General features: G+C 62.7%; 23 protein-coding genes. 11 read left to right on the forward strand and 12 right to left on the reverse strand.

The window, feature by feature from the left end; translation table 11 throughout:
- Window positions 1–24: 24 nt before the first annotated feature.
- The 5 genes from EB809_RS06355 to EB809_RS06375 form a co-directional block, all read right to left on the reverse strand.
- A complete protein-coding gene (locus EB809_RS06355; RefSeq protein ID WP_123633982.1) occupies window positions 25–2,133 on the reverse strand; it encodes a WD40/YVTN/BNR-like repeat-containing protein in 2,109 nt (702 codons plus the stop codon).
- Window positions 2,134–2,217: 84 nt separating this feature from the next.
- Entirely contained in the window at window positions 2,218–3,837 is a 1,620-nt protein-coding gene (locus tag EB809_RS06360; protein WP_190294839.1) for a toxin-antitoxin system YwqK family antitoxin, read from the reverse strand.
- A gap of 28 nt (window positions 3,838–3,865) precedes the next feature.
- Entirely contained in the window at window positions 3,866–6,187 is a 2,322-nt protein-coding gene (locus EB809_RS06365) for a hypothetical protein (protein ID WP_123633984.1), read from the reverse strand.
- Between the two features lie 177 nt (window positions 6,188–6,364).
- Window positions 6,365–7,999 (reverse strand): chaperonin GroEL, encoded by a 1,635-nt coding sequence (groL, locus tag EB809_RS06370; RefSeq protein WP_123633985.1) that lies wholly within the window; start codon window positions 7,997–7,999, stop codon window positions 6,365–6,367.
- Window positions 7,996–8,310, reverse strand: a complete 315-nt coding sequence (locus EB809_RS06375; protein WP_123633986.1) for a co-chaperone GroES — start codon at window positions 8,308–8,310, stop codon at window positions 7,996–7,998. Before EB809_RS06375 ends, groL begins: the two co-directional genes overlap by 4 nt.
- Before the next feature lie 222 nt (window positions 8,311–8,532).
- Here EB809_RS06375 and EB809_RS06380 point away from each other — a divergent pair, with 222 nt between their 5' ends.
- Window positions 8,533–9,129: a hypothetical protein gene (locus tag EB809_RS06380; protein ID WP_123633987.1), complete on the forward strand. Its 597-nt coding sequence runs from the start codon at window positions 8,533–8,535 to the stop codon at window positions 9,127–9,129.
- A 9-nt stretch (window positions 9,130–9,138) separates the two neighbouring features.
- On the opposite strand, the gene EB809_RS06385 is transcribed toward EB809_RS06380, so the two are convergent.
- Together EB809_RS06385 and EB809_RS06390 are read right to left on the reverse strand one after the other, a co-directional pair.
- Window positions 9,139–9,831, reverse strand: a complete 693-nt coding sequence (locus EB809_RS06385) for a class I SAM-dependent methyltransferase (RefSeq protein ID WP_123633988.1) — start codon at window positions 9,829–9,831, stop codon at window positions 9,139–9,141.
- A gap of 151 nt (window positions 9,832–9,982) precedes the next feature.
- Window positions 9,983–10,480, reverse strand: a complete 498-nt coding sequence (locus EB809_RS06390) for a cytochrome b (protein WP_123633989.1) — start codon at window positions 10,478–10,480, stop codon at window positions 9,983–9,985.
- Between the two features lie 331 nt (window positions 10,481–10,811).
- On the opposite strand from EB809_RS06390, the gene EB809_RS06395 reads away from it, so the two are divergent.
- Window positions 10,812–12,191, forward strand: coding sequence for an aspartate aminotransferase family protein (locus EB809_RS06395; RefSeq protein WP_123633990.1), 1,380 nt, complete (start codon window positions 10,812–10,814; stop codon window positions 12,189–12,191).
- Window positions 12,192–12,200: 9 nt separating this feature from the next.
- Here EB809_RS06395 and EB809_RS06400 read toward each other — a convergent pair whose 3' ends face one another.
- Together EB809_RS06400 and EB809_RS06405 are read right to left on the reverse strand one after the other, a co-directional pair.
- On the reverse strand, window positions 12,201–13,052 hold the full coding sequence (locus EB809_RS06400) for an alpha/beta fold hydrolase (protein ID WP_123633991.1): 852 nt from the start codon (window positions 13,050–13,052) through the stop codon (window positions 12,201–12,203).
- Between the two features lie 4 nt (window positions 13,053–13,056).
- Window positions 13,057–13,338, reverse strand: a complete 282-nt coding sequence (locus EB809_RS06405; protein WP_123633992.1) for a hypothetical protein — start codon at window positions 13,336–13,338, stop codon at window positions 13,057–13,059.
- Between the two features lie 100 nt (window positions 13,339–13,438).
- Here EB809_RS06405 and EB809_RS06410 point away from each other — a divergent pair, with 100 nt between their 5' ends.
- Both EB809_RS06410 and EB809_RS06415 read left to right on the forward strand, forming a co-directional pair.
- On the forward strand, window positions 13,439–14,335 hold the full coding sequence (locus EB809_RS06410; protein ID WP_123633993.1) for a LysR substrate-binding domain-containing protein: 897 nt from the start codon (window positions 13,439–13,441) through the stop codon (window positions 14,333–14,335).
- 80 nt (window positions 14,336–14,415) lie between these two features.
- Entirely contained in the window at window positions 14,416–14,799 is a 384-nt protein-coding gene (locus EB809_RS06415) for a DUF2750 domain-containing protein (protein ID WP_123633994.1), read from the forward strand.
- Window positions 14,800–14,815: 16 nt separating this feature from the next.
- Here the strand turns inward: EB809_RS06415 and EB809_RS06420 are convergent, their stop codons facing one another.
- Both EB809_RS06420 and EB809_RS06425 read right to left on the reverse strand, forming a co-directional pair.
- The gene (locus EB809_RS06420) at window positions 14,816–15,046 is read right to left on the reverse strand and encodes a ChaB family protein (protein WP_123633995.1); all 231 of its coding nucleotides are present in this window, start codon (window positions 15,044–15,046) and stop codon (window positions 14,816–14,818) included.
- A gap of 71 nt (window positions 15,047–15,117) precedes the next feature.
- Window positions 15,118–15,450 (reverse strand): tRNA-binding protein, encoded by a 333-nt coding sequence (locus tag EB809_RS06425; protein WP_123633996.1) that lies wholly within the window; start codon window positions 15,448–15,450, stop codon window positions 15,118–15,120.
- 211 nt (window positions 15,451–15,661) lie between these two features.
- Here EB809_RS06425 and EB809_RS06430 point away from each other — a divergent pair, with 211 nt between their 5' ends.
- From EB809_RS06430 to EB809_RS06460, 7 genes are all read left to right on the forward strand, one after another.
- On the forward strand, window positions 15,662–16,012 hold the full coding sequence (locus EB809_RS06430) for a hypothetical protein (protein ID WP_123633997.1): 351 nt from the start codon (window positions 15,662–15,664) through the stop codon (window positions 16,010–16,012).
- A 67-nt stretch (window positions 16,013–16,079) separates the two neighbouring features.
- Window positions 16,080–17,045: a putative zinc-binding metallopeptidase gene (locus EB809_RS06435; protein ID WP_123633998.1), complete on the forward strand. Its 966-nt coding sequence runs from the start codon at window positions 16,080–16,082 to the stop codon at window positions 17,043–17,045.
- A 104-nt stretch (window positions 17,046–17,149) separates the two neighbouring features.
- On the forward strand, window positions 17,150–19,111 hold the full coding sequence (locus EB809_RS06440) for an aconitate hydratase (RefSeq protein ID WP_123633999.1): 1,962 nt from the start codon (window positions 17,150–17,152) through the stop codon (window positions 19,109–19,111).
- A 154-nt stretch (window positions 19,112–19,265) separates the two neighbouring features.
- Window positions 19,266–19,886, forward strand: coding sequence for a hypothetical protein (locus EB809_RS06445; RefSeq protein WP_123634000.1), 621 nt, complete (start codon window positions 19,266–19,268; stop codon window positions 19,884–19,886).
- A gap of 364 nt (window positions 19,887–20,250) precedes the next feature.
- Window positions 20,251–21,261 carry a DctP family TRAP transporter solute-binding subunit gene (locus tag EB809_RS06450; protein ID WP_123634001.1) on the forward strand — a complete coding sequence of 337 codons (1,011 nt, stop codon included), beginning with the start codon at window positions 20,251–20,253 and terminating at the stop codon, window positions 21,259–21,261.
- Window positions 21,262–21,321: 60 nt separating this feature from the next.
- Complete coding sequence (locus EB809_RS06455) at window positions 21,322–21,816, forward strand: TRAP transporter small permease (protein WP_123634002.1); 495 nt, start codon at window positions 21,322–21,324, stop codon at window positions 21,814–21,816.
- A complete protein-coding gene (locus tag EB809_RS06460) occupies window positions 21,806–23,104 on the forward strand; it encodes a TRAP transporter large permease (protein ID WP_123634003.1) in 1,299 nt (432 codons plus the stop codon). Before EB809_RS06455 ends, EB809_RS06460 begins: the two co-directional genes overlap by 11 nt.
- Before the next feature lie 7 nt (window positions 23,105–23,111).
- Here EB809_RS06460 and EB809_RS06465 read toward each other — a convergent pair whose 3' ends face one another.
- Window positions 23,112–24,884, reverse strand: coding sequence for a DUF4153 domain-containing protein (locus tag EB809_RS06465; RefSeq protein WP_123634004.1), 1,773 nt, complete (start codon window positions 24,882–24,884; stop codon window positions 23,112–23,114).
- Window positions 24,885–25,157 lie beyond the last annotated feature (273 nt).

The raw sequence follows: 25,157 nt of genomic DNA on the forward strand, positions 1-25,157 counted from the left end.
GCGCCACTCCGGATCAAGGACGACCTAAACACCGCCCGGCACGGGCTTCTGTTCCAGGGTATACGCTTTGACCACCAGGTCCCCGGCTGTCAGCCCGGTGTTCGAGTCAGCCAGCGTCTGCTCGATCGCCGTCTTGAGCGCCGGGCGCAGGTCACCGGTTCCCGGCTGCGTATATATGATCATCAGCGTGCGAGGACAGTCGTCATCGCCCCAATGGCCGAACGACGGCGCACCGTAACGTGGCGTGGCACCGGGGGCGAACCACTTCCAGCTGCCCTCGTGCTCCACGGCCCGGATCCAGCTCGCCTCGGCAGTGGCGGACAGGATCGCTCCGGCCCCTTTCACGTCTGACAACGGTCCGGTAAGCGACATGGTAGCGGCGACCACCGGCTGACTTTCACAACGCCGGATGTCCGGGTCCAGCGTGACCGTGTAGGCCTGGATAGCCGGCTGGGGCTTCGCCCCGGAATCGGCAGGCGATGTTTCCGAAGCCTTCGTCTCAGGTACCGGCGCCACCTCCCGCAATGTATAGCGACGCGCCCCGGCAATCGCAAACGGCTTGCCATCGAGGGGCATCGCGTCCACCTTCTTCGCCAGGGACAGGGTCTTGCCGTCGGCCGATGGTTCGTCGATGTCCGACGCATCGACCACGAAAGACGCGCGCGCGTAATCCGGGTCGATGTAGAGCCCCTGGTACCCGCCCTGCTCCAGCCGGCGGACCAGCGCCCGGCGTTCGGGATCGCCAAGCGCTTCGTAGCGCGCCGGGTCCGCCGATACGTTCAGCAGCCGGCGTCTGTAGTATCCCCCCATCGCACGGACTTCCAGGCTGCTGGACCAGACCGACTGAAGCCGCGAAGACCGAACACCCAACTGCTCTGCCAGCTCGTCCTGAAATCCGGCCACCTGCTCGTAGACTCCGGGGGAAAGCAGGTCCTTTTCGGTCGTCGTGTCGTCATCGCCGGAGCGCATGAGCAACGTCCAGGCCAGCCAGCTGGTTTCCGAGGACGGCGTCCGGGAACGGCGCCAATAGGGTTGCGGCTTGCCGATGTCCAGGAGGTGGCGCGTCATGGGCATGGCCATCAGCTGGCGTCGGCGAAAATCACCCACCGTCCCCGCATCCTGCCCCTGGAACCGGTACCCGTCCGCAGTCTGGCGCCCCAGCCCGGACTGCCCGGCCAGCAGCAGCGTGCCGTTTTCCAGGCGATCCATGGCGAGCACGACGCCCTTGTCCAGCTCCGGGTCCACCAGGAATGCCTCGGTTTGGGGCGCCTGGCGAACAATGACACCGTCGGACCCGGCCAGGACGACGGTGCCATCGGGCTCGATACGACCGCTATAGAAGTCCGCCTTGCTGGTGGCGTCGACACGATCCCAGCGGTCGTCGTCCGGTCCTCGACGAAAGACACCGCCATCGGCACCGAAGGACAGCAGTGTTCCATCCGCCTGTTCGACAACCCCGTACAGGGGCCGACCAGACCAGCTGGCGTTCTCCCGGTGCCACTCCGTCTCATCATTGGAGCGCCGCAGGAGCGCGCCACCGGATGTGGTGATGGCAACAGCGCCCGAGCGTAACCGCTGGATCGAATAGAGGTGATCCCGGGAAGCCCGGTACGGCACCTCATCCCGCGCCCAATGGCTGCCGCCATCGGATGAGGTCAGCAGGGTGCCGTCGGAGCCGACGATGAATCCGGTGTCCGGCGCGGTGAACAGCACGTCGAAAGCTGCGAAATGTTCCGGCAACTCCGCCGAAAGCGCGACGCGCTGCCAGGTCTGCCCGGCATCGTCGGAGCGCAGGACAGTGCCCTGGTGCCCGACCGCCCAGGCGGTCTTCGGCCCGGCAAAGGTGACGGCGGTCAGGGTCGACACGGTCGGCGTCGCTACGGTCGCCCAGGTCTTGCCCTGATCCTCAGAGCGCCGCACCTGCCCGGCGTCACCGACGGCGATCACGACGTCGCCGGCATGGGCCACGTCAAAGAACAGATGACCCTGCACATCCGGGCCGCCGGCACGCAGCTGTTCCGCCAGAGTCCGCTGGGGTTCCTGGGCGGCCATGTAGGCCCGGTAGCCCAGGCCGCCCAGCAGGGCGGCCACGAGCACGGCAATCAGTGCGGTAATCCAGATTCTCGATTTCATGTCTAGCGTAATGTCCCTTTACCCTGAGCCGAGCCCCCTGTCGGGGCACGGCATTTCCTGTTCCGTATCAGCGCGATACCGCGATCAGAGAAGGCCGGAAGCCCCGTCCGCGTTGTCCCGGGTCATTTCCAGGACCAGCTCACCGTCGCGATAGACCTTGCGGCTGACGATCGCGCCTTCGTAGTCGGTCTTCAGCCACTCACCGTCGGGGGTTCCCCGGGTGTACGACGCTTTACTCTCCATCCGCCCCCGGGGGCTGAACGTGTAGATGAGGCCATCCGGCTCCCCCTGGATGTAGTGCCCCTTCTCGAGCAACCGGCCGTCCTCGGTGTAAGCCCGGAAATCGCCGTGTCGCTTGCCCTGGCGAAAGCCGGCCACGATGCGACGGCCATAGGCGTTGACGATGTCGACACTGCCGTCGAGATCGCCGTCGACATAGCGGGCATGTTCCACCCGCTTGCCGCTGGCGTTGTACGCGGCAAAGTCACCGTGCTTGACGCCATTGCGATAGTGGGTCTCGGTGCGTTTGCCGTCCGCGGACACGTCCACCCAGAGGCCGGTTTTCTTGCCATGCTTGTAGAGGCCTTTGAGCAGCGCACCGTCGTCATCGGTTTCGCGGTATTCCCCGTGGTACTGGTTGTCGACATAGTGGGCACGGAGGGTCCGGCCATAGCCCTGGTTCAGGTACAGACCCTGGCGACCGTCGCGATCACGCTCGTCCCGCTCCACCAGCTCGCCAGACGGCGCATAGGTCTCCACCAGGCGGTAGTGATCCTGCTCCACCCGCCGGTACTTCAGGTGCCCCTCGTCGTCGTACTGTTCGTCCGTTTCCGAGACCTGGCGCCCGCGGTCATCGCGTTTGATGTCAATAAGGCGGGTTCGAATGCCTTTCTCGTTGTAATAGCTGTGCTCGCCCACCGAACGCGAATGCTCGCCGACGAACCAGATTTCCCGGAGCACGCCGTTCGGGTGGTAGCGTTTCTGCACCCCGCGTTTCGAGCCGTCGACGTACTGGTACTCGCTGCGCTTCTGTCCGTCGGTGTAGGCGATCTCCGGACCGTCGGCCTGGCCGTCCCGGTATCTCTTGCGATACACCGGCTGGCCGTCCTCGTAGCGGACCAACCAACCATTCCGCTGGCCGTCCTGGTAGTGAGTCTCCTGGGTGAGTTCACCCTCTTTGAACGTCTTGACCGCACCGTCGTAGTGGCCATCGACGTAGGTGTACGTCTTGGTGGGCCGGCCCTCGGCATCAAACTCGGTGTAGTCGCCGTCCTGCAGCACACCGTTCACGTAAGTGCGCTCGTACTGGAGCTGGCCGTTCTGGTAGTAAGACACGAAACGCCCATTCTCCAGGGCGTGCATGTGCCCGCAGCCGCAGTCTTGCTGCCGTTCCTGATAGCGGCCGGAAGCGCCTCGGGCGCCGTCCGGGTAATAGGTCTGGAAACGACCCACCAGTTCCCGCTGGGACCACTGCGGATCCGGGGAAAAACCTTCCATGGCCAGTTGGCCGTTCGCGTGGAAATAACGGAGCACGTAACGATCCCCATTCTCGGCCTTCTCCAGCGGTAGCGTCATGTAATACACCTGGCGGTCGTGCGGATCCGCCGGATCGTAGAACGCCTCGGACTGATTGAGCCACACCTGCTGGCCAGCCAGGACCGGCAGCGACAGGACCATGGCCAGGATGAAACATAGCGTCTTCATTGTTGCTTCCCTTCTGTCGTGTCCCTGATCAGGGCAGTGGCTCGAACGTGACATTGAATGTCCGGCTTTCGCGCTTGCTGATCCTGGGCAGGGTCAGTGTCTGGACCTCGCCCCAGAAGCGGTACTGGTTGGTCCCGCTTGCCTCAAGCTGCTTCAAGGCCGCGCCATCGGCCCGGCGTCCGACGGGGTCCATAGAGGACACCATCGCCATGTCGGCAACGCGATCCAGTTGCTGCCGGGCATTGTCGGACAGCTGGACGGTGTTGGCGTCGATACGCTTGACCAGGTCACTGTGATCCACATCCACGGTCGTCATCTCGATCTCGGTAACACACCGCAATGTGATGCCCAGGGACAGGTCGTAGAAGAACTGAAGGCCGTTGGTGGTCTGCAGTTGCAGGCCAGATCCATAGCGGGCGGGATACAGCTTCAATGAATACCCTTTGTAGGCCTGGGCGTCCGCCACGCCTGCCTCGCAGCGGGAGGTACTACCGGGCATTCGCAGCCTGAGTTGGTGATGCCCGACCCCCTCGATGGCGGCGTCGTCCATGTTCAGGGTCTGGAAATCCCAGCTCCGGATCAGGCCCTCCGACACCGTCCGTTCTCCCACAACAGGGCCACCACTCAGGGTGAATCCGGCATTGTGGGCCACCCAGGTCTGGGAAACGGTTTTCACCGGCATGACCTTCAGCTGGAGCGAGTCCACCGGCGCGTCCGGCTCGATGGTGATCCGCTTGTCACCACGACGCTGTGCCGGACTTTGCAGTCGCAGGGCGTCGACCACGTCACGCAGCAGCTCGTTGTCCACCTCCCGGTCGGCCAGGGCCGGCGTGGCCATCAGCCGCTCCAGCGCCGTGTTCGAGGCGGTGTAGTGATAGGACGGAAGCTCGTTGCCCTCAGCGTCCCGGGGAATCACACCCAGGAAGGTCCAGTCCTTCACCCGGAAACCGCCGGGACGCGAGACGCGCAGCACGATGCGATCGGGGGACCAGCTGTCCACCGACACGGTGATCGCGTCACCCAGCTTTACCGAAGCCGCGCCCTTCTTGAGTGTTCCTTCGTACACCGTATCCGGGACGCTCGTCTCGACCGTCATCTCGAGGGTGTCCAGGGCCTTGAGCTGCCCGTCGTTCAACGGCTCCTTTAAAAGGGGCGCGGTGGCGCGACGGGAGGGCGGCCAATCGGCACTGATCCGGGCCTGGAGGTCGAAGCGGGGATTAGGCGCTGAAGGGCCGCTCAGCGTCGCGCCGCTGGCATCCCGCAGTGTCACGGACGTCACCTTCAGGGGGTCGATGAAATTTTCGGTCAGCCAGCGGATCGGGATGTCCAATCCTTCCTCCTTACCGGCGTCGTTGGGCGGCATCCACATCAGTTCGCTGTTGAAGGCGTCCAGTACCTCATCGGCGGGTTTGATACCGAATGGCGGCAGGAAGTAGCGGCGCGTGTCCGGGTTCGACAGGTCCACCGGGAAACCTTCCAGGGCCATGCGCACCATATGCTCATAGCGCAAGTCCGGGACGGGCGACGGCTGGTCCGCCCGGCGCAGGTTGATCCGGGCGCGAGCCACCAGCGCATGGTCCATCATGTTGGTGTGGACGGTGTAGTCCAGCGTGGCCTGGAGCGGCCAGCCCGTTCCCCGCTCAAACAGGATGTAACCGACCTTGTCCGGTGTCCCGTCTTCACTCGGCTGGGTCACGTCGACAGACACCGTGTCCGCGTCGACCGCCGACACCGTGTAGGTCATGGCCGGCAGCGCGGCGCTGTGATTGCTGCCCGTCACCGCCGGGGACTGCCAGGTCAGGCCGGTCCTGAGCGGCGCCGTCGGCAGGCCGCCGTTGAACAGGTTCATCTGCACCATGCTCTGGCTGAGCTGTGCAAGCGCCCCGTCAGGCAGGTCCTCTTCAAGAGAGGCCAGGGTCTCGGCATCGACAAATTCAGCACCGTGGGCGACGCCCTGCGGGTCCACCGTCTGGCGGATGCCACCGCGCAGCAGCCGGGCCATCGCCCGCTTGCGGTCCGAGCCGTGATCCAGCTTGCGGGTGTTGACCACTTCGCGGCCATCGCTGTCGAAGGCGAGGAAATCCACGCCGGTCTCGACCTCGAATCCACCACCACTGCGTCCCGTGACGGTACTGCGTGACAGGGCGTCCATGTGCATTTCCCGCATCGGCAGGCGGGTACCGCGCTTGTCGGGCGTCAGGTCGAGCTGGTAGGTGAGATTGAAGGCATAGTCGTCACCCACCTCGGGTTTAAACGCCAGCCGTTCACGGGTTTGCCAATACACAAGTGCGCCAGCCCCGACTGCCAGAACGACAGACAGCAGGACGGCCACAGACTTCGTCCTTGTCATTTACCGATGTCCTTATCGCTTACCGATTCCATGGAAGCCGATCAGGGCTTCCGAGCGATCGCGCAGTTTACAGAAGCCGGAGGCCGGTTTGCAGGCGGGGGAACCCGAAATTCATCGATTCCGATGAAAAAAAGGGGGCTATGTCGGCCCCCTGGAATAGCGTGTCAGCGTTCCGGACTAGAAGTCATAATCCGGCATGTCATGGGAATGGGAGGCTTTTTTCTCCTCCGGCGCCTCGCTCACCATCGCCTCGGTCGTCAGCATCATGCCAGCCACGGAGGCGGCGTTCTGCAGGGCGGTTCGGGTGACTTTGGCCGGGTCGAGGATGCCCATGTCCAGCATGTCGCCGTAGGCCTCGGTCTGGGCGTTGTAGCCCCAACTGACGCTGTCGTTGCTGCGCACCTTGTCCAGCACCACGCTGGGCTCGACCCCGGCGTTGGAGACGATCTGACGGAAAGGCTCTTCCATGGCCCGCAGGGCGATGCGAATACCGGCCTTCTGGTCTTCGTTAGATGTCTTTTCCAGCGTCTTGCGCACGGCACCGGCAGCCCGTATAAGCGCCGTTCCACCGCCCGGTACGATGCCTTCTTCCACCGCCGCACGGGTCGCGTGCAGGGCGTCGTCCACCAGGTCCTTCTTCTCCTTCATTTCCATTTCTGTGGCGGCGCCGACCTTGATCACCGCAACGCCGCCGGACAGCTTGGCGACGCGCTCCTGAAGCTTCTCGCGGTCGTAGTCGGACTTGGAGGCGTCGATCTCTTTCTGGATCTGGGCAACCCGGGCCTCGATGTCCGCCTTCTTGCCGCCGCCATCCACGACGATCGTGTGCTCCTTGGTGATCACGATCCGTTTGGCGGAACCCAGCTCGTCGAGGGTGGCCTTGGCCAGGGACAGCCCGACTTCTTCAGAGATCACCTGCCCGCCGGTCAGCGTGGCGATGTCCTGCAGCATGGCCTTGCGCCGGTCACCAAAGCCCGGGGCTTTCACTGCGGCCGCTTTGATGATGCCGCGCAGGTTGTTCACCACCAGTGTGGCCAGGGCCTCGCCCTCGACGTCTTCGGCGATCAGCATCAACGGCCGGCCAGCTTTGGCGACGGCTTCGAGCACCGGAAGCAGGTCGCGGATGTTGCTGATCTTCTTGTCGAACAGCAGAACATAGGGGTTGTCCAGTTCCGCCTGCATCTTGTCGTGGCTGGTGATGAAATACGGCGACAGGTAGCCGCGGTCGAACTGCATGCCTTCCACGACGTCCAGTTCATTCTCCAGGGACTTGCCCTCTTCGACCGTGATGACACCGCCCCGGCCGACCTTCTCCATAGCCTCGGCCAGGATGTCGCCGATTGCCGTATCCCAGTTGGCAGACACGGTCGCGACCTGGCCGATAGCCTTGTTGTCGGTGCAGGGTTTGGCGAGGTTTTTCAGCTCTTCCACGGCGGCGCTGGCGGCGAGGTCGATGCCGCGTTTCAGGTCCATCGGGTTCATACCGGCCGACACGGCCTTATGGCCTTCCCGCACAATGGCCTGAGCCAGCAGCGTGGCCGTGGTGGTGCCGTCGCCGGCCAGTTCGGCGGTCTTGGACGCCACTTCTTTCACCATCTGGGCGCCCATGTTCTCGAACTTGTCCTTGAGCTGGATTTCCTTGGCCACGGACACGCCGTCCTTGGTGACCCGAGGCGCGCCGTAGCTCTTGTCCAGAATCACGTTACGGCCATTGGGCCCCATGGTGACCTTGACGGCATCGGCCAGGACGTTCACGCCTTTGAGCATGCGTTCGCGGGCGGTTTGGGAAAAGGTAATGACTTTCGCGCTCATGCGGCTTTCTCCTGCGCATCAACGTCTTCAAGAACAGCCAGGATGTCGGATTCACGAATCACGAGGCCGATGTCGTCGTTCAGTTTGATATCGGTGCCGGCGTGCTTTTCAAAGAGCACGCGATCCCCCACCTTCACGGTCAACGGACGCTGGACGCCGTTGTCCTGCAAGGCGCCGTCACCCACCGCCAACACGATTCCCTGGGTCGATTTGCCGGCCGCCTTGTCGGGAATGAGGATGCCGCCTTTGGTGGTGGTTTCGGCTTCCAGTCGACGAACAACCACCCGGTCATAGAGCGGTTTGATCTGCATTGAGGTGTCCTCCTGAATAAAGGTCATGCACGAGAAAACGGCACATGGATGGGCCGTTGCGGCCCTCTCTGATCGCGAACATAAGTGCAGTCCCGGCGCTTTCAAGTGGACGTTGAGCACTTTCAATCAACTCTTTTTCTATAACCGGCGGCGGCTTTATGCCTTGAATTGGCGATTGGCTGTTTTATAGTCAAAGAAGGTCAGCCAGAACGAGGTGTCGCCATGCAGGAACGCGCTGTTCAGACGTTTGAGCGCACGTTGGGTGATTATTTCCGGGAGCGTCTTGTCCACTGCGCCGAAGCACTGGCGCCACGACCCGAAGAGGATACATTGTGGTATGTCGGGTCGGTCCTGGCGCGCCTGGGAGACAGCCGCCAGCTGTTCAGCTATGACGAGGGGCAACTGAGCCTGCGGCCACTGGCCCTGCTCTACAAGGACGCACACGAAGCCAGCGCCGATCACGAACGCTGCCTGATTCTAAGGCAATTGGGCGACCAGGCCCTGTTCGTCGGCGCATTGTTTCCGGAGCGCTATGCCCGCAAGGGCTTCCGGCAAGACTATTTCGTCGGCATGGGCGGTGGCGCCTACGACTACCTGGCCGACAACGCCCACAGCCACCGCCACGTGTTTGCCGACCTGGCGGATCGCTTCGCCGCCTTCCTGGATCTGGTCGCCCGGGCCTGCACCCGCAAGGCAGGCTCCAGTGTTGATGATGTGCTGACGCTCTACCAGCAGTGGCGGGCCACCGGTGACGAACAGCTGGGCGAGCAATTGCAGGCCCTGGGGATCGCCCTGGACGATGACAGGAAACTGCACTGACCGGCGGGCTTAATGGGAGCCCGGTTTTGTGCCACTGATCAAAAGTCCCAGGCCGTTCAGGTAATCTTCCTCCTGGACATCGTCCAACTGCGCTTCAAGATAAGCCCGGCCTTGCGCCCATTTAGCCTTCAGCCGGTCGTGGTCGAGGTCCTCGGCCGTGTCGATACCCGTGACTTGAAGCAGCTTGCTGTAGATCGGATAGAGGTGGCGCAGCAGACCCCGTTCCGGCCGGCTGCCCTGAAAGTCCAGGATCACCAGCCGTCCACCCGGGCGTAACAGGCCCAGTGCCCGCTCGAGTGCAGCTGGCAGATCGTAGACAATGCCCAGGCACCAGCTGGCGATCACCGCGTCAAACGACGGCGCAACGTCGTCAAGGCGTGCGGCGTCCTGCTGTGCAACGGCGACCTGGTGCCACCCGTTCCGTTCGACCTTTTGGCGAGCCCTGGCAAGCATTCCCCGGGACAGGTCAACCCCGAGCAACCTCCCCTCCGGCCCCAGCTTCGGCACCAGGTAGGAAAAGTTGCGCCCCGTTCCGCATCCGATATCAAGAACACGGGCGCCGTGTATATCACCCAGGAGATCGACACTGCGCTGGCGATACCGGTCCTCGACCCGAAACAGTCGCTGGAAGATCCAGCCGGTCAGAAGATCGTAATAGCGCGCAGCCTTGTTGTAGTAATCGTTGATTTCTTCGCGTTGCATTGCAGGGCTCCCGAATGCCGGCCATGAAATGGAATATGGCCATTTCAAACCCTGTAGTGATTACAGGGTCAAGCCCATCCGACGATTCGAAGAGGCAATGACGCCAGACGCGGGAACGTAGCACCCGAAAGTCCGCCTTCCTGACAGGGCGTCACTCCCGTCCCAGCATCCGCATCAGCACTCGATCTTTCAGCACATGGTGGTGGTAGAGGGCAGCGAGGGCATGCAGCAAGGCGATGATCATCATGGTATTCATGGCGATCACGTGGACGTCCCCCATGAATTCCATTCCCAGGTACCACGCCATCGCACCGAAAACCGGCACCAGCAGCATCAGCAGATAAAGCAGGCCATGGGCCAGTTTCTGCGCCTTGTCGAGCAGAGGATGCCCCGCGCTGACGACTTCAGGGACCGGGCTAACCAGTCGGACGATCAGGCGGACCAGCACCAGGCCAATGACCGTCAGCCCCACATAAACGTGAAACGTCCCCACCCAGTTCGTCTGGAATCCGGCGTTTTCAAGATGCTCGTCCAACTGGTGACCCATCCCGTCACTGACGATGTAATTCGCAACGATCAATATCGCGATGGCCCAGTGCAGGACGATCTGGGGCATGCTGTAGGCTTTGGTGTGTGTGGTGGTGGACATGATCGGTCTCGGCTTCCTGTTGAGTGGATCCTTTCGTAACCACGGCGTGCCTTCGCCTGGCTCAGTGCCAGAGCAAGTGGCCCACCGCGGGTCCTTACTGACAGGGGAAGTCTATGCACGAAACATTAAGTGTTTCTTATAAACCCCTCATGTCCTTGCCCAACGCCCTTGCGGCCGTCACCCTCTTTCTGAAGACTCGCCCTGAATCGTGGACTTCACATCGGTCAACCGGCCGACCGGAAGGTTGTCGGGGACGGGTCTACAGTGACAGGAGGGGCTCTGCTCTCTGCCGGCGAGCCCCAGCAACCGCTTGATATTGAGGAACGAGTCGATGAGCACCTTCGAGCAGGATACCGACACGCTGAAAGCCTGGGACAAGGCCCACGTCTGGCACCACATGACGACAGGGCAGGCGGCGGACGCGGGGCTGACCATGTTCGTCCGTGGCGAGGGTCTCTGGCTCTGGGACATCGACGGCCAGGAGTACCTGGACGCCACCGCCGGCGGTGTCTGGGTGACCAATGTGGGCTACGGGCGACGGGAGATCGCCGATGCCGTCCACCAACAGTTGCTGGACCTGAATTATTTCGCCGGCTCCATGGCAAGCAAACCGGCGTCGGCGTTCGCCGAGAAGCTGCTGGGCAAGATGCCGGGCATGAGCCGGGTCTACTACTCCAGTTCCGGATCGGAGGCGAACGAGAAGGCCTTCAAGATGGTGCGCCAGATCGCCCACAAGCACCATGGCGGCCGCAAGCACAAGATCCTCTACCGCGAGCGCGACTACCACGGCACCACCCTGGCGGCGCTGAGCGCGACCGGGCAGATGGAGCGGCGTGAGCACTTTGGTCCTTTCCTGCCGGGGTTCGTGGAATTTCCCCACTGCTGCGAGTACCGCAGCCAGTTCGGCGAGGTCGAGGATTACGGCGCCCGGGCGGCCCAGGCCATGGAGGACGTGATCCTGCAGGAAGGTCCTGACACCGTGGGCGCGGTCATCATTGAACCCATCACCGCCGGTGGCGGCATCATTCCCCCACCCGCCGGCTACCTGAAGGCGGTACGCGAGATCTGCGATCGTCACGACGTGTTGCTGATTATGGACGAGGTGGTCTGCGGCATGGGCCGGACCGGCACCTGGTTCGGGTACCAGCACGATGGCATCACACCGGACATCGTGACCATGGCGAAGGGCGTGGCGTCCGGATACGCCGCCATTTCCTGCACCGTGACCACGGAGCGAGTCTACGAATTGCTGAAAGAAGCCGAAGGGGACACCCTCGGTTATTTCCGCGACATTTCCACCTTCGGTGGCTGCCTCGCGTCCCAGGCGGCAGCGCTGGCCAACGTGTCAATCATCGAGCGCGAGGGACTGGTGGAAAACAGTGCCCGCCAGGGAGAACGGCTGATGGCCGGCTTCCGCGACCTGGCCGAGCGCTATCCATTGATCGGGGACATTCGCGGCAAGGGGCTGTTCCAGGGTATCGAACTGGTGACCGATCGCGCCTCCCGCCAGCCGGTGGAGGAATCCATTCCCATGGCGATCGTCGCCCGCTGCAAAGCCCATGGCTTGCTGATTGGCCGCACCAATCGCTGCGTACCGGGCTTCAACAACGTGCTCAACTTTAGTCCGGCGCTGACAGCGACCGACCAGGAGATCGACACCATCGTCGAACGCCTGGACCGGGCCCTGCACGATGTAACGCCCACGCTCTGATCGTCCCGGTCACGGGTTCGTTCCGGCAAAGCGCATCATGTGCTGAACCAGCTGGTCCGGTTTCTCCTCGATCACAAGGTGGCCTGCGTCGTCGACCACGTGGAACTCCGATGATGGAATCAAGCCATGGAGGGTTTCACCGCGTTCCAGCGGAATCCAGCGATCCTCCCGCCCCCACAGGATGAGGGTTGGCATGGTGATCGTTGGATACCGTGTTTGGACCTCATCCGTGTAGCGCGAATCCGCCTGGGCGATCTGACGATAGAAAGCGGGCTGCCCCTGCTCGCCGGTCCAGGGCCGGACAATACCGTCCAGTGTGGCGTCATCCAACGGCCGGTGAGCCGCTGTTTGCACGTAGGTGCGAACGATCGCCTGATGGATAACATCGGGCACACCGGAAAACGCAGCCTCGTGTTCATTGACGTGCCGGAAGAACGGCGAGCCCCAGGGCGAGACCGCCACCGGGTCAATCAACATGATTTTCCGGAAGGATCGCCCATTCAGCAGGTGCGTTCTCAGGACGGTGGCCCCACCAAAGTCATGGCCGACCACCCACGGATTATCCAGGCCCCAGTGATCCAGCAGGCGCGCCAGCACCTCGTTTTGCACGCCCAGCGAGACGTCCCCCTCGGCCATGCTCGACTGGCCATAGCCCAGCAAATCGTAGAAGTAGACGGTGTACTTTGCGGACAGCGACCGGATCAGGTGACGCAGATTGAACGACGACCAGGGCGTGCCGTGAACCATCACCATCGGCGGGCCGTCTCCCAGCCGACCATAGCGGACTTCGCGCCCCTGATAGTCAAGGGTACCGGGGAGCTGCCAGTCGCAGTACGCATCAACGCCGTTCCTGTTCGCCATCGACTCATCCCTCCCGCGAGCCGGCATCGCGCATCAGCCTCGCCACCCGTTCCAGGGCGCGCTCGGGCGGTAACCTCAAAGCCGCTTCAAGAGCGTCTCGCGGTACGCCAACGACATCGTCCAGGGCCCGATCATCCAGCGTGGCCAGTAGGCGTTCCAGTTGTTTGAGCCGGGCCTGTTGCGGGTGGCGGACGACATGACATCCGCGGTGATCCCGGGCCCAATCGCGCAGAGAGCGCGGGAGCCGGGTGCGTTCTGTCCTATGATGTGCCGTGAAAGTAGCCATCGAAACCTCCTGTGTTTCGATCACCTTGCCGCGCGCCTATTGATTAGACAAACGAGAAGATTTGACCCATGCTTTGAGAAATTCTCAAAGATACACAGCCATGTCCCTCGCATCGCCCTTGCCCAACCTGGATCTCGATCTCGCCCGGACCTTTGTAGCCATCTGCGAGACCGGCAATTTCTCACGGGCCGCCACGCAGGTTCACCGCAGCGCGTCCGCCATCAGTCTGCAGGTCAAGAAGCTGGAGGCGATGGTGGGCCGCGAGCTCTTCCTGCGGGAAACCCGACGGGTCAGCCTGACCAGTGATGGCGAGATCCTGCTGGGCTATGCCCGCAAGCTGCTGCGCCTGAACGACGAGGCCTTTTCCCGCTTCCGGTCGTCCGAGTTCCAGGGTCGTGTCCGGCTGGGCGCGCCCAATGACAACGGCATTGTCGCCATGCCGGAAATCCTGCGGCGATTCGCTGCGTCCCATCCTCATGTCGAAGTGGATGTGCATCTGGGCCCGACCAATAACCTGCGCCGTCGTATTGACGCCGGCGAGATCGACATCGCGATCTTCAGTTTCGATCCGGAGCTGGACAACCAGGCGCCTATCCACTCCGAACCACTGGTGTGGCTCGGCGCGCGAAACGGCACCACCCTCGACACGCGACCGTTGCCAATCGCCCTGGCCGAGCCCGGCTGCTACTGGCGAGACATGGCGCTCAAGGCACTGGACGAAGCCGGGATCGACTACCGCATCGCCTACACCAGCGAGTTCTGCCAGGCCCAGATCGCCGCGGTGCGGGCCGACCTAGCGGTTGCGCCGCTGCCCATCAGCGTGATCGACGACGACATGATTCACCTGAGCGCCGACCATGGCCTGCCGGAGATGGGTGAGTACCGGATGACCCTGGCCAAGCGGGACGGATCGGGCCCGATTGAAGACGCGCTGGCCGAACATGTGGTCTCGGGCTTCAAGGCAATTTCCGAAAGGGGCATGCGCCTGTTTGCCTGATCTGTCGGCGCGGTTTCAGGACAGCAGACAAGCCGGACGCCATGCTATAGTGGGCGACGCATGACACAGAGAGCTTTCCCATGAATCAGGAACCGCTGGACACCATCCTCGAACTCGACGGCGAGGAACGCTTCGATTACTTCCTCGATACGGTGATCGAAGAGCGCGACATCTGGATCCTCATCAACGCTGACAACCGCTTCCTGAAGATTGTCTCCGACGATGATGACGTGGCCTATCTGCCGGTCTGGCCCAGCGAATCGTTTGCCGCACAGTACGCCGGCGACGCAGGCGGCCTGACCCCCAAGCGTCTGTCGCTGCCCGAATTCTTCAACAAATGGGTGCCCGGACTGACCAAAGACGGTCTGGAAATCGGCGTCTTCCCGGGGACGGACGGCACCCTTTGGATCACCTCGCCGACCGATCTGAAGAACGACCTGCAGGACGAAATGGCCAGTCTTTGAATCGCCGCGTGGGGCGTTAACCGGAACGCCTCACCCAGCGATCGCCCTCCTTACGGTATTGCTGTTTGACCGCCGCCCAGGCCACCTTGTGGGCTACCGCCTCGCGGCTCTCATCACCCCGGCGGCTGCCGGGATCGCTGTACTCGTCCCACGCTGAATTGAAGGCCTTCAGATAGATGTCCAGGGCATGGGACGGCAGGTGTTTGCGGACGCTTTCGGGCAGATCGTCTTTGCGATGATAAGGCATGGCGATGCACCTCCCGTTTCGGTGGCAGAATCAGCGGTTTCGCCTGCCATCATCGCACCGATCGACATCAATCAGCAGAGTCGCTGACCGTTACGCACCCCCGAGTCCGGCCCGACCAGGGACACAGCGCCCTCCTCATTATGAACACCCGTCACCAGGCATTCAGAGACGAACGGGCCGATCTGTTTCGGCGGGAAATTGGTGACTGCCAGCACCTGCTTACCCAGCAGGCTTTCCTTGTCGTAGAGATCCGTAATCTGTGCGCTGGATTTACGTACACCCACTTCCGGGCCGAAATCCACCTTCAGCTTGTAAGCCGGTTTGCGGGCCTCGGGAAAGTCCGACACCTCAATGATGGTGCCGACACGCAATTCCACTTTCTCAAAGTCGTCCCAACTGATCATTCGGGTTTCTCCAGGGTCTGGTTTGCCGGGCGCCGTCAAGCGCCGGATGGTAGAGGACGAAGTCTAATGCGCAAAGCCGCCATCGAGCCAGAATGCAGAGGGGGTCGGATGGATTTGAACCACCTCCTGGCTGACCGGTCCGGGCGATGCTGGAGGGCGCAGGCCGCGATTTCTGCTACCCTGCGCCCTGCCATGGATCAAGGAGTCGCCGATGTCTGAACAAGCCCTGAAAGCCCTGTCCGATATGGCCAGCGAGGCCCACGCCCGCATCCAGGCGGCGCACCAGCATATCAATCCGGTCGTGGGCGTGCGCCGGGGCATGCGGGATATTGGCATCCCTGCCGATGCCATGACCATCGACTGCCTGCAGACCCGTCGGCGCATCGTGATGGTGCTGCATGATGAAGACCCGGGGGCCCTGCTCTACCAGTTTTCCACCATCGATGAAGAGATCGGGATGGATTTCCAGCGCATGCCGCTAGCCGACATGAGCACGGGCAAACTGTTCGACTGGATAGAGGACTACTTTTCGGACGAGGCAACGCCCGGCGCGCCCCATTGAACCCGGGCTGACATTCTGCGCCAACAGCACCATACTGGGGTCACCTTTTCGCTCAAAGGCTTCTGCCATGCGCGTGTTTACCAATCCGGTCGGTTCCGGTTCGCTCTGGTTCGACAACCTGGCCACCGCCGACGGCACCCCCGTCGCCTATGATCCGCAGGCACGGGCTTTCCTGCCCATGCCGCCGTTCTGCATCAACCGTGATGTGATCGGCTGCAACTGGATTGCACCGGAACCGGGGGCGTTCTGCCGCTCCTGCGCCATGACCGCGCTGGCGCCGGACCCGGACATTCCCGACGCCATGCCCAACTGGGCCCTGACCGAAGCCGCCAAGCGCTGGACGCTGGATAACCTGGGCCGCTGGCACTGGTTTCGGCCCGAGGATCCGGGAACGCGGCCAGTTTTCCACATGCTGGCCGAAGGATTGACGCCGGTGATGATGGGCCACGCCCAGGGTGTGGTCACCATCAGCGTGGCCGAGGCCGACCCGGTGGTGCGCACCGCCCGGCGCCAGGAACTGGCGGAACCCTACCGTACGATGATCGGCCACATGCGCCATGAAATCTCGCACATGCTGTGGTGGCGCCTGAGTCTGCGCAACGACTTCCTCGATGCGTTTCGCGCCATGTTCGGCGACGAGCGCGAGGATTACACCACCGCATTGCAGCGACACTACGAGCAGGGCCCGCCCGGGGACTGGAAGCAGCGATTCCTGACCACCTACGCCTCGGCTCACCCCCATGAAGACTGGGCGGAAACCGCAGCGCATCTGCTGCACCTGACCGACATCACCGACAGCTTTATCGCCTCGGGCCTGTCCTCGCCGGAAATTCCCCACTCGGGTTGGGACCCCTACGCCGAGACGGATGCCGACCGGTTAATCCACATTGCCGCCTCTCTGACCGTGGGCGTTAACCACGTTAACCGCTCCATGGGGCTGTCCGACATTTACCCCTTCGTGCTCTCGGATGCGGCACGCCGCAAACTCGCATTCGTACACGACTGGCTCAGACGGGGTGCCCAGGGTTTGTAACCAGACAGCGCCCCGGGGTTGTTTCCAGCCGATCAGTCACACATATTTAAAGACAGTGTTGTCAAAACGAATCCAACATTCGGCTCGCCAAGGAGGTGGTCCCAATGGCGGAACAGAGTAAGCACCAACCCCGCAACGTCACGCAAAAACTGATCGCATCCCACCTGGCCGACGGTCGTATGAAAGCCGGTGAGGAAATCGGCCTGACCATCGACCAGACCCTCACCCAGGACGCCACCGGCACCCTGGTGATGCTGGAACTGGAAGCCATGGGCCTGGACCACGCCCGCACCGAAGTGTCTGCCCAGTACGTCGACCACAACCTGCTGCAGACCGACCACCGCAACCCGGACGACCACCTGTTCCTGCGCAGCGCCTGCGAGAAATTCGGCCTCTGGTTCAGCCCGCCGGGCTCCGGTGTTAGCCACCCGGTCCACATGGAGCGTTTCGGCAAACCCGGCAAGACCCTGCTGGGTTCGGACAGCCACACCTGTGCCGCGGGCTCACTGGGCATGCTGGCCATCGGTGCCGGCGGCCTGGCGGTGGCCATGGCCATCTGCGGGCAGCCGTTCTACCTGAACATGCCCAAGGTGATGGGCGTGAAACTCACCGGCAAACTGCCGGACTGGGTCAGCGCCAAGGACGTGGTGCTGGAAATGTTGCGCCGCCATGACGTGAAAGGCGGTGCCGGCCGGATCATCGAGTATTACGGGCCCGGTCTCAAACACCTGTCAGCGATGGATCGCCACGTGATCGCCAACATGGGCCAGGAAATGGGCCACACCACCACCGTATTCCCCGCCGATGACGCGGTGCGGGATTTTCTCAAACAGCAGCAGCGGGCCGACGATTTCGATCGACTGGAGGCGGATCAGGGCGCCACCTACGACGAACACGACGAAATCGATCTGGGCAAGCTGGAGCCTTTGATCGCCCTGCCCAGCAGCCCGGGGAAAGTCGTGCCCGTGCGGGAAGTGGCGGGCGAACCCATCTACCAGGCCTACATCGGCTCTTCCGCCAATCCGGGACTGCGGGATTTCGCGGTGCCGGCCATGGTGGTGAAGGGCCACCAGGTGCATGAGCGGGTGTCGTTCGACATCAACCCGACGTCCCGCCAGATCCTGGAAAACCTGGCCAAGCTCGGGCACCTGAGCGACCTGCTCAGCGCCGGCGCCCGTCTGCACCAGACCGGCTGCAACGGCTGTATCGGTATGGGCCAGGCACCGGCCACCGACCAGATCAGCCTGCGCACGGTGCCGCGCAACTTCGCCGGACGCTCCGGCACCGAGGAAGACAAGGTCTGCCTGTGCAGCCCAGAGACCGCCACGGCGTCGGCCCTGACGGGTGAGATCACCGACCCCCGGGACCTGGACATCGACTATCCGACCTTCGACGACAGCCGGTCGTTCTACGTGGAGGACCGTAATATCCGCCCACCGGCGCAGCATCCGGAGCTGACCGTCGTCGAGAAGGGACCGAACATCAGCACCCTGCCCCAGTTCGATGGCCTGCCGGACGAACTGACCGCGCCGGTGCTGCTCAAGGTGGGCGATGACATTTCCACCGACGAAATCCTGCCCGCCGGGTCGCGGATCCTGCCGTTCCGCAGCAACATCCCGGCGATCAGCGAGTTCACCTACACCCGGGTCGACGCGTCCTATCCGGAACGGGCGAAGAAGTATCAGGAACACGGCTCGATGATCGTCGGCGGTGAGAATTATGGGCAAGGCTCCAGCCGCGAACATGCAGCACTGGCGCCGCGCTACCTGGGCGTGCGGGTGGTCGTTGCCAAGAGCTATTCCCGCATCCACTGGCAGAACCTGTGCAACTTCGGCATTTTGCCGCTGCGCTTTACGCGCCCCGAGGATTACGACGACATCGAACAGGGCGACGAACTGGCGCTGGACGCCCTGGCCGAGACGCTGGCGCAAGGCGGTCAGTTGGCCGCAAAAAACACCCGTAGCGGTCAGCGCTACGAGCTGACCCACGATCTCAGCGACCGCCAGATCCGGATGATCCTCAAGGGCGGCCTGCTCAACCTGATGCGAGAGTCCCTGGCGGCCTGATCGCCGGGTGTCGGCCGTGGCCAAACCGGACACGGTCGGTGCCTTCACCTATACTGATCCTGCTGGCGTCATATGACTCACGCCGTGTCGCCGTTTTGCCTGTCAGCTGATTAATGGACCTAATCAAGCCCAAGAGGCTAACGGAGGATATGGCATGCCTTTCTTATCTCGACTTCCCTGTGTTGCCGCTGCTCTCGTTCTGGTTGCCGGCCTGCTCAGCGCCTGCAGCACCCCGTCGGAAAAACCGATGAAGACCGATGTGTCGGAATCCACCACCATGGAAAAAGGCGTCCCCGGTGGCGTCCACACCCGCACCGAACGTCTTGAAGCCACCGTCCGAACCATCAACTACGACGCCCGCACCGTCACCCTCGCAGACGACGACGGCAACATGAAGACCATCACCGTCGGACCCGATGCGGTGAATTTCAATCAGGTGGAGGTCGGTGACCGGGTCACGGTGGTCTACATCGAAGAAACGGTCGTTTACCTGAAAGCGATCGGCGAGACGTCCACCGACGGCGCCGCCGGCATGGCCGCCGCCGCCCCGGAAGGCCAGAAACCGCGGGGGTTTGCCGGCGGTACGGCGCAGGTCACCGCGGTGGTCAAATCGGTCAACCTGGAACACCACACCGCCACGCTGGAATTTCCCAACGGCGATGTCCGTCAGGTGCCGGTGCGTGACGACGTCAAACTGAGCAACGACCAGGTCGGCCGGGAAGTGGTGATCCAGATCACCGCCGCCGTGGCGCTGTCGGTGGACAAGGCCGAATAACGGCACCGGATTGGCGATTCGATGACCAGCCTGGCGAAAACCTCGACAGGCTGATCATTTGCCAGCCATGACCGGCCACCGCTACAGCCAACCCGCCTACCGACGTTCTTCCAGACGTTACTCACGCACTTATCCACAGATTCTGTGGACATGATCGTCTGTGGATAACGAGCAACCGGCGGTCTGCCCCCCAAGTGATTCGCCGAATCGTTTTACGGCTCGGAAAGCGCCAATTCATTGAGAGAACAACCGGTTAGCAATCCCACCTTTTGCGTCCCGTTAGGACCCTTCCTATAATCGCCTAACGAAGCGCACTCTGATTGCCGCGCCGCGGTCGTCCCATTCCAATAAAAAGGAAAACAACATGTTGAAACGTTGCACCCTTCTGGCTGCCGCGGCGGCTACGCTGCTGTTCAGTGCCGCCTCCCAGGCCCAGTACAAAGACGAATACACGGTGTCCACGGTCCTGCCTTCCGCCTTTCCCTGGGGGCAGGCTGCCGACAAATGGGTCGAACTGGTCAAGGAGCGCTCCGACGGGCGCATCAACATGAAGATCTACAGCAACTCCCAACTGGTCTCCGGCGACCAGACCAAGGAGTTCTCAGCCATGCGCTCCGGCCTGATCGACATGGCGGTCGGTTCCACCATCAATTGGTCGCCGCAGGTGCCGGAGCTGAACCTGTTCTCCCTGCCGTTCCTGATGCCGGACTACGCGGCGATCGATGCGATTACCCAGGGTGACGCCGGCGAGGCCATCTTCGCGGCCATCAAGAAGCGCGGCGTGACTCCGCTGGCCTGGGGCGAGAACGGCTTCCGCGAGCTGTCCAACTCCAAGCTGACCATCGACGAGCCGGCGGATCTGGACGGCCTGAAAATCCGCGTGGTGGGTTCGCCGCTGTTCCAGGACACCTTCACCGCGCTGGGTGCCAACCCGACGCAGATGAGCTGGGCAGACGCCAAGCCGGCCCTGACCACCGGTGCCGTCGACGGCCAGGAAAACCCGCTGTCCGTGTTTGACGTGGCCCGCATCGATCAGGTCGGTCAGAACCACCTGACCCGCTGGCACTACATGGCTGACCCGCTGGTGTTTGCCATCAGCAACCGCGTGTGGGACACATTCAGCCCCGAAGACCAGGCGCTACTGAAACAGGCCGCCATCGACGCCGGTCAGTGGGAGATCCAGAAATCCCGTGGTGAACTCGACGACACCCTGGCGGCGATCAAGGAGCGTGGCGTGGAAGTCACCGAGCTGACCCCGGCCCAGCACGATGCCTTCGTCAAGGCGACCCAGTCGGTCTACGACAAGTGGACGCCGCGCATCGGCGAAGACCTGGTCAAGCAGGCGCAGGACGCGGTCGCCAACCGCGCCCAGTAACACCGATCGTCCCCGACGCCCGCTTTTTTGGCGGGCGTCTTCCTGCCACCTGGAGTCCCCATGCCCTCCCGTCGTCCCAAATTCCGGCCCGATGCCTGGCTGGCCACCCTCGCCCTGGTGGCGATCTGTCTGATCAGCCTCGGCAATGTGATCGTGCGTTACGCCACCGATGCGTCCTTTGCCTTCACCGAGGAATTCTCGGTGTTCTGCCTGGTGCTGCTCACGTTTGCCGGGGCTGCGGTGGCGGCGCGCCACAACCAGCACATCCGCATCGAACTGATCGAGCACCACCTGCCGCCCTGGGCCCGGAAGATCGTGTTTGTACTGCAGTGGGCCGCCAGCGTAGCGGTGCTGGGCGTGATGACCTGGTATGGCAGCACCTTTGCCCTGCAGGAGTATCAGTGGGACTCGCTGTCACCGGGGCTGGGGCTACCCAACTGGATTTACGTGGTGTGGTTGCCGATCCTCTCCGTGGTCATCATCCTCCGCATGACCCAGAACCTGATCGATCGCCTGCGCGGCAAGCACGACCCGGAGGTGGTCCATGAGTCCTGATCTGCTGATGATCGGCAGTTTCCTGCTGGCGCTGCTGCTGGGCATGCCGGTGGCGATTGCGCTGGGCGTCGGCGGTCTGGTGGGCATCGTCGCGGGCCTGCCGCCGACGATGCTGGGCACCTTCGGCACCAACACCTACAACAGCGTGGCCAAGTACCCGCTGATTGCCATTCCCCTGTTTATCCTCACCGGCCTGATCTTCGAAAGGGCCGGGGTCGCCGCCAGCCTGGTGCGTTTCGCCCAGGCCATTATCGGGCCGCGTCACGGTGGTCTGACGGTCGTCGCCGTGCTGGTGTGCCTGATCATGGGCGGCATGAGCGGTTCCGGGCCGGCGGACGCGGCCGCAGTGGCAATGGTGATGCTGCCGAGCATGCATAAAGCCGGATATCCGAAGCCGTTTTCCGCTTCGCTGATCGCGGCGTCCTCTTCAACCGCGATCCTGATTCCGCCGTCCATCGCCCTGATCCTCTACTCCATCGTGGTGCCGGGCGTGGACCTGCGGGCCCTGTTCGCCGCCGGGCTGTTCCCGGGCATCCTGGCGGGCATATCCCTGCTGGCGCCGGCGCTGTATTTCGCAAAGAAATACCGCTGGGAAGACCCGGAGACCGTCGAGCGCCCAGCATTCTGGCCGAGCTTCAAGGCGGCCATTCCCGCCCTGTTCGCGCCGGTGATCATCCTGGGCGGCCTGCGCTCGGGCCTGTTCACGCCCACCGAAGCGGCGGTGGTTGCCGTAGCCTACGGCGTGTTGGTGGGCTGCCTGATCTATCGCAACCTGAGCCTGCGGGATCTGTGGGGGCTGATGTCCGAGGCGGCTGTGACCTCCGGCGTGGTCATGTTCATCATTGCGCTGGCCGGTATTTTCGCCTGGGCCGGCACGACCCTGGGCACGTTCAACCACCTGGCCAATGCCCTGCTGTCGCTGTCGGACAACGGCTGGGTGCTGCTGGGTCTGGTCATGGTGCTGGTGCTGATTGCCGGCATGCTGCTGGACGCGATTTCGATCTACCTGATCCTGATCCCGATCGTCCTGCCGATGATGAATCACTTCGACTGGAACCCGATCTGGTTCGGCATCCTGCTGGCCATGAACATCGCCATCGGCCAGTTCACGCCGCCGGTTGCGGTCAACCTGATGGTCACCACCCGCGTGGCCAACATCCGGCTGGAACACACCATAGGCTGGGCACTGGTGTTCATCGCCGCCATGGCCGTCAGTCTGGTGCTGGTGATGCTGATGCCGGGGATTGCGCTGTGGTTGCCGGAACAACTCGGGTATGTCGTTGGCTGACCGTGCCCTACCGCGCGCTCAGCGATCGCAGGTAGGCATCGTCAGCATCGATCCGATAGAAGCATTCGCCATCCCCATAAACGAAGCGGCTGCCCGGCACCCGCTTCAATTGCACGCCATCCTTCAGGCGCAGCACCATGGCCTTCGCGCAGGTTCGGCCTGATACCGTGCCAATCTGCAGCCAGTCGTCGTCCCGGGCCTCATACACCCTGCCGGGCGGATAGCTTTGTACCGTGAGGCCCCACCACTGCGGTCCGGGTACTGCATCCTCCACACGGACCAGGCGGCAGTGCTGCTTCCAGGTGAGACAGCCTGGAGCATCGTCAATAAAGCGCCTCAACAGACTGTCCGGCACAAGGGCGCCTTCGGGTGTCACCTCAACAACACGCCGGATCGCCGACAGATCGTCCGCTTTGATATCCGGCAGGTCCTGCCAGCGGTTATCAAGTGTGGAAACAGTCTCGATGCGCAGGCCCACGACTGGATGATTCTTTGCAAAGTCCGATTGCCCGAGTGCCTCCAAGGCGTCCCGACCGTACTGGCCAAGCTCGAAGCGCAGGTATCGATAGTCGAACGCCTCGGGTGTCACGCGACCGCTGATCAGCCGGTTCACCTGGCTTTGGGCCGACCAGTGACGCAGATCCGCGAACGGCGTGTGAATCAGGATCAGGATCGCGGCGACCAGCAGGGCCAGCCATTGATTGGCCGTTCGGATACCGCAAAGTGCCCGGCGGCGACACCAAGGGATGATCACGGCGTAAGTAAGCGTGAACGCGGCGATCAACAGCTGGAGGACCGAAGCAATGAGACGGTCGACAGTCAGCCCGTACTGATCGATCCGCAAACCAAGCGCCCAGGCCGCCAACAGCGAATTAATGGGCAGCAGCAGAATACCGAACAACACGAACCGTCGCAGCCAGGCCGGATAGTCGGGATGGTCTGGATCATCGGTCAGCACCGCATTGAAGAAGAACAGCACCACCACCGTCAGGACCATCATCAACAGGGCGGCCCGACCGGTGTCCCAGATGGCATCCAGTCCAGTAAAGGGCAGCGCAGCCAGAAACAGGACCGTGATCAGGGCAGCCAGGGGCAGCAGGGCCCTGATCAACGCTTCACATACGACCCGGATCGTCACCATCAAACGGATGCGCTCGCGGTTCAGCACCAGCCCCCAACCTCCGACCAGCGCCGTTACCGGGTATATAAACAGGGGTTCGCCAAACAGGTCGGCAAAGAATTCGATGCCGATCACCTTGAACAGCATTGCCCAGATCAGCAGGAGCAGCCAGAACGCCAGGATGAAGAGCCCGACCATCGCTATGGTCTGGGCCTGCTGCCAGGAATACTCCAGCAGCTGGCTGTAGCGGAAGGTCAGTCGCTCGTTGAACGACCAGCTGCGAAAATAAAGCGCAAGGATGAACAGGGCCATGCCAATACTGCTGCCGAAGAAAAAGCCGAACTCAACCGTGCCGGAGCTTCGGCTCCCCGAGGTGAGCCACCCCAGGTGCCACCCCAGCCCGAAAAGCAGGGGCGTCAGCAGCCCGGCGGCGATCAGGTTGCGGGCGTCCTTCAGTTTTTCCAGACCCAGGTAAAAAAAGGCTGGTACGCCGACGATGACGGTATACAACGCGACCAGCCAGGTGACGTCGGTGGCCGGCCAGAATCGCTGATCCATGGCGAGATGGAGGAAATACAGCAGCCAGCCCTGGGCCAGGGCCATCACAACGAGCCCGTAACGGGTGGCCGTATCCAGCGGCATGCGGGTGCGTTCTTCCATGACGACAACGTCCTGTCGGAGAGGGCCTTGACGCCTGTAAGACAGACGCCGGTTGATCCGGTCGATTCTAGCGCAGTCTTCTGCCGCCGACCGGGTTCATCAGCCGAATTCTGTGACCGGTTTCCTGAAGCGACAGTGTTCAGACCGTCCGGACTCCGACAATCCCCCCCTGGAAAGAAAGCCTCGCCGCTCCACTGCTCAGCTTATGACCGCATACTCCACCGCCCGGACACTTCTGGTCATTTACCGGTCACAACGCGCCATGTCAGGCCC

Source organism: Marinobacter sp. R17 (assembly GCF_003789045.1).
In the GTDB taxonomy this organism is placed as follows: Bacteria; Pseudomonadota; Gammaproteobacteria; order Pseudomonadales; family Oleiphilaceae; genus Marinobacter_A; species Marinobacter_A mangrovi.

Excerpts from the sequence above, each read along its gene's own strand:
- EB809_RS06465 (WP_123634004.1), bottom strand. The coding sequence starts at position 24,884 with ATGGAAGAACGCACCCGCATGCCGCTGGATACGGCCACCCGTTACGGG.
- EB809_RS06460 (WP_123634003.1), top strand. The coding sequence starts at position 21,806 with ATGAGTCCTGATCTGCTGATGATCGGCAGTTTCCTGCTGGCGCTGCTG.
- EB809_RS06405 (WP_123633992.1), bottom strand. The coding sequence starts at position 13,338 with ATGGCTACTTTCACGGCACATCATAGGACAGAACGCACCCGGCTCCCG.
- EB809_RS06360 (WP_190294839.1), bottom strand. The coding sequence starts at position 3,837 with ATGAAGACGCTATGTTTCATCCTGGCCATGGTCCTGTCGCTGCCGGTC.
- EB809_RS06420 (WP_123633995.1), bottom strand. The coding sequence starts at position 15,046 with ATGCCTTATCATCGCAAAGACGATCTGCCCGAAAGCGTCCGCAAACAC.
- EB809_RS06440 (WP_123633999.1), top strand. The coding sequence starts at position 17,150 with ATGGCGGAACAGAGTAAGCACCAACCCCGCAACGTCACGCAAAAACTG.
- EB809_RS06455 (WP_123634002.1), top strand. The coding sequence starts at position 21,322 with ATGCCCTCCCGTCGTCCCAAATTCCGGCCCGATGCCTGGCTGGCCACC.
- EB809_RS06425 (WP_123633996.1), bottom strand. The coding sequence starts at position 15,450 with ATGATCAGTTGGGACGACTTTGAGAAAGTGGAATTGCGTGTCGGCACC.
- EB809_RS06395 (WP_123633990.1), top strand. The coding sequence starts at position 10,812 with ATGAGCACCTTCGAGCAGGATACCGACACGCTGAAAGCCTGGGACAAG.
- EB809_RS06365 (WP_123633984.1), bottom strand. The coding sequence starts at position 6,187 with ATGACAAGGACGAAGTCTGTGGCCGTCCTGCTGTCTGTCGTTCTGGCA.
- groL (WP_123633985.1), bottom strand. The coding sequence starts at position 7,999 with ATGAGCGCGAAAGTCATTACCTTTTCCCAAACCGCCCGCGAACGCATG.
- EB809_RS06430 (WP_123633997.1), top strand. The coding sequence starts at position 15,662 with ATGTCTGAACAAGCCCTGAAAGCCCTGTCCGATATGGCCAGCGAGGCC.
- EB809_RS06415 (WP_123633994.1), top strand. The coding sequence starts at position 14,416 with ATGAATCAGGAACCGCTGGACACCATCCTCGAACTCGACGGCGAGGAA.
- EB809_RS06450 (WP_123634001.1), top strand. The coding sequence starts at position 20,251 with ATGTTGAAACGTTGCACCCTTCTGGCTGCCGCGGCGGCTACGCTGCTG.
- EB809_RS06390 (WP_123633989.1), bottom strand. The coding sequence starts at position 10,480 with ATGTCCACCACCACACACACCAAAGCCTACAGCATGCCCCAGATCGTC.
- EB809_RS06355 (WP_123633982.1), bottom strand. The coding sequence starts at position 2,133 with ATGAAATCGAGAATCTGGATTACCGCACTGATTGCCGTGCTCGTGGCC.
- EB809_RS06410 (WP_123633993.1), top strand. The coding sequence starts at position 13,439 with ATGTCCCTCGCATCGCCCTTGCCCAACCTGGATCTCGATCTCGCCCGG.
- EB809_RS06385 (WP_123633988.1), bottom strand. The coding sequence starts at position 9,831 with ATGCAACGCGAAGAAATCAACGATTACTACAACAAGGCTGCGCGCTAT.
- EB809_RS06375 (WP_123633986.1), bottom strand. The coding sequence starts at position 8,310 with ATGCAGATCAAACCGCTCTATGACCGGGTGGTTGTTCGTCGACTGGAA.
- EB809_RS06445 (WP_123634000.1), top strand. The coding sequence starts at position 19,266 with ATGCCTTTCTTATCTCGACTTCCCTGTGTTGCCGCTGCTCTCGTTCTG.
- EB809_RS06380 (WP_123633987.1), top strand. The coding sequence starts at position 8,533 with ATGCAGGAACGCGCTGTTCAGACGTTTGAGCGCACGTTGGGTGATTAT.
- EB809_RS06400 (WP_123633991.1), bottom strand. The coding sequence starts at position 13,052 with ATGGCGAACAGGAACGGCGTTGATGCGTACTGCGACTGGCAGCTCCCC.
- EB809_RS06435 (WP_123633998.1), top strand. The coding sequence starts at position 16,080 with ATGCGCGTGTTTACCAATCCGGTCGGTTCCGGTTCGCTCTGGTTCGAC.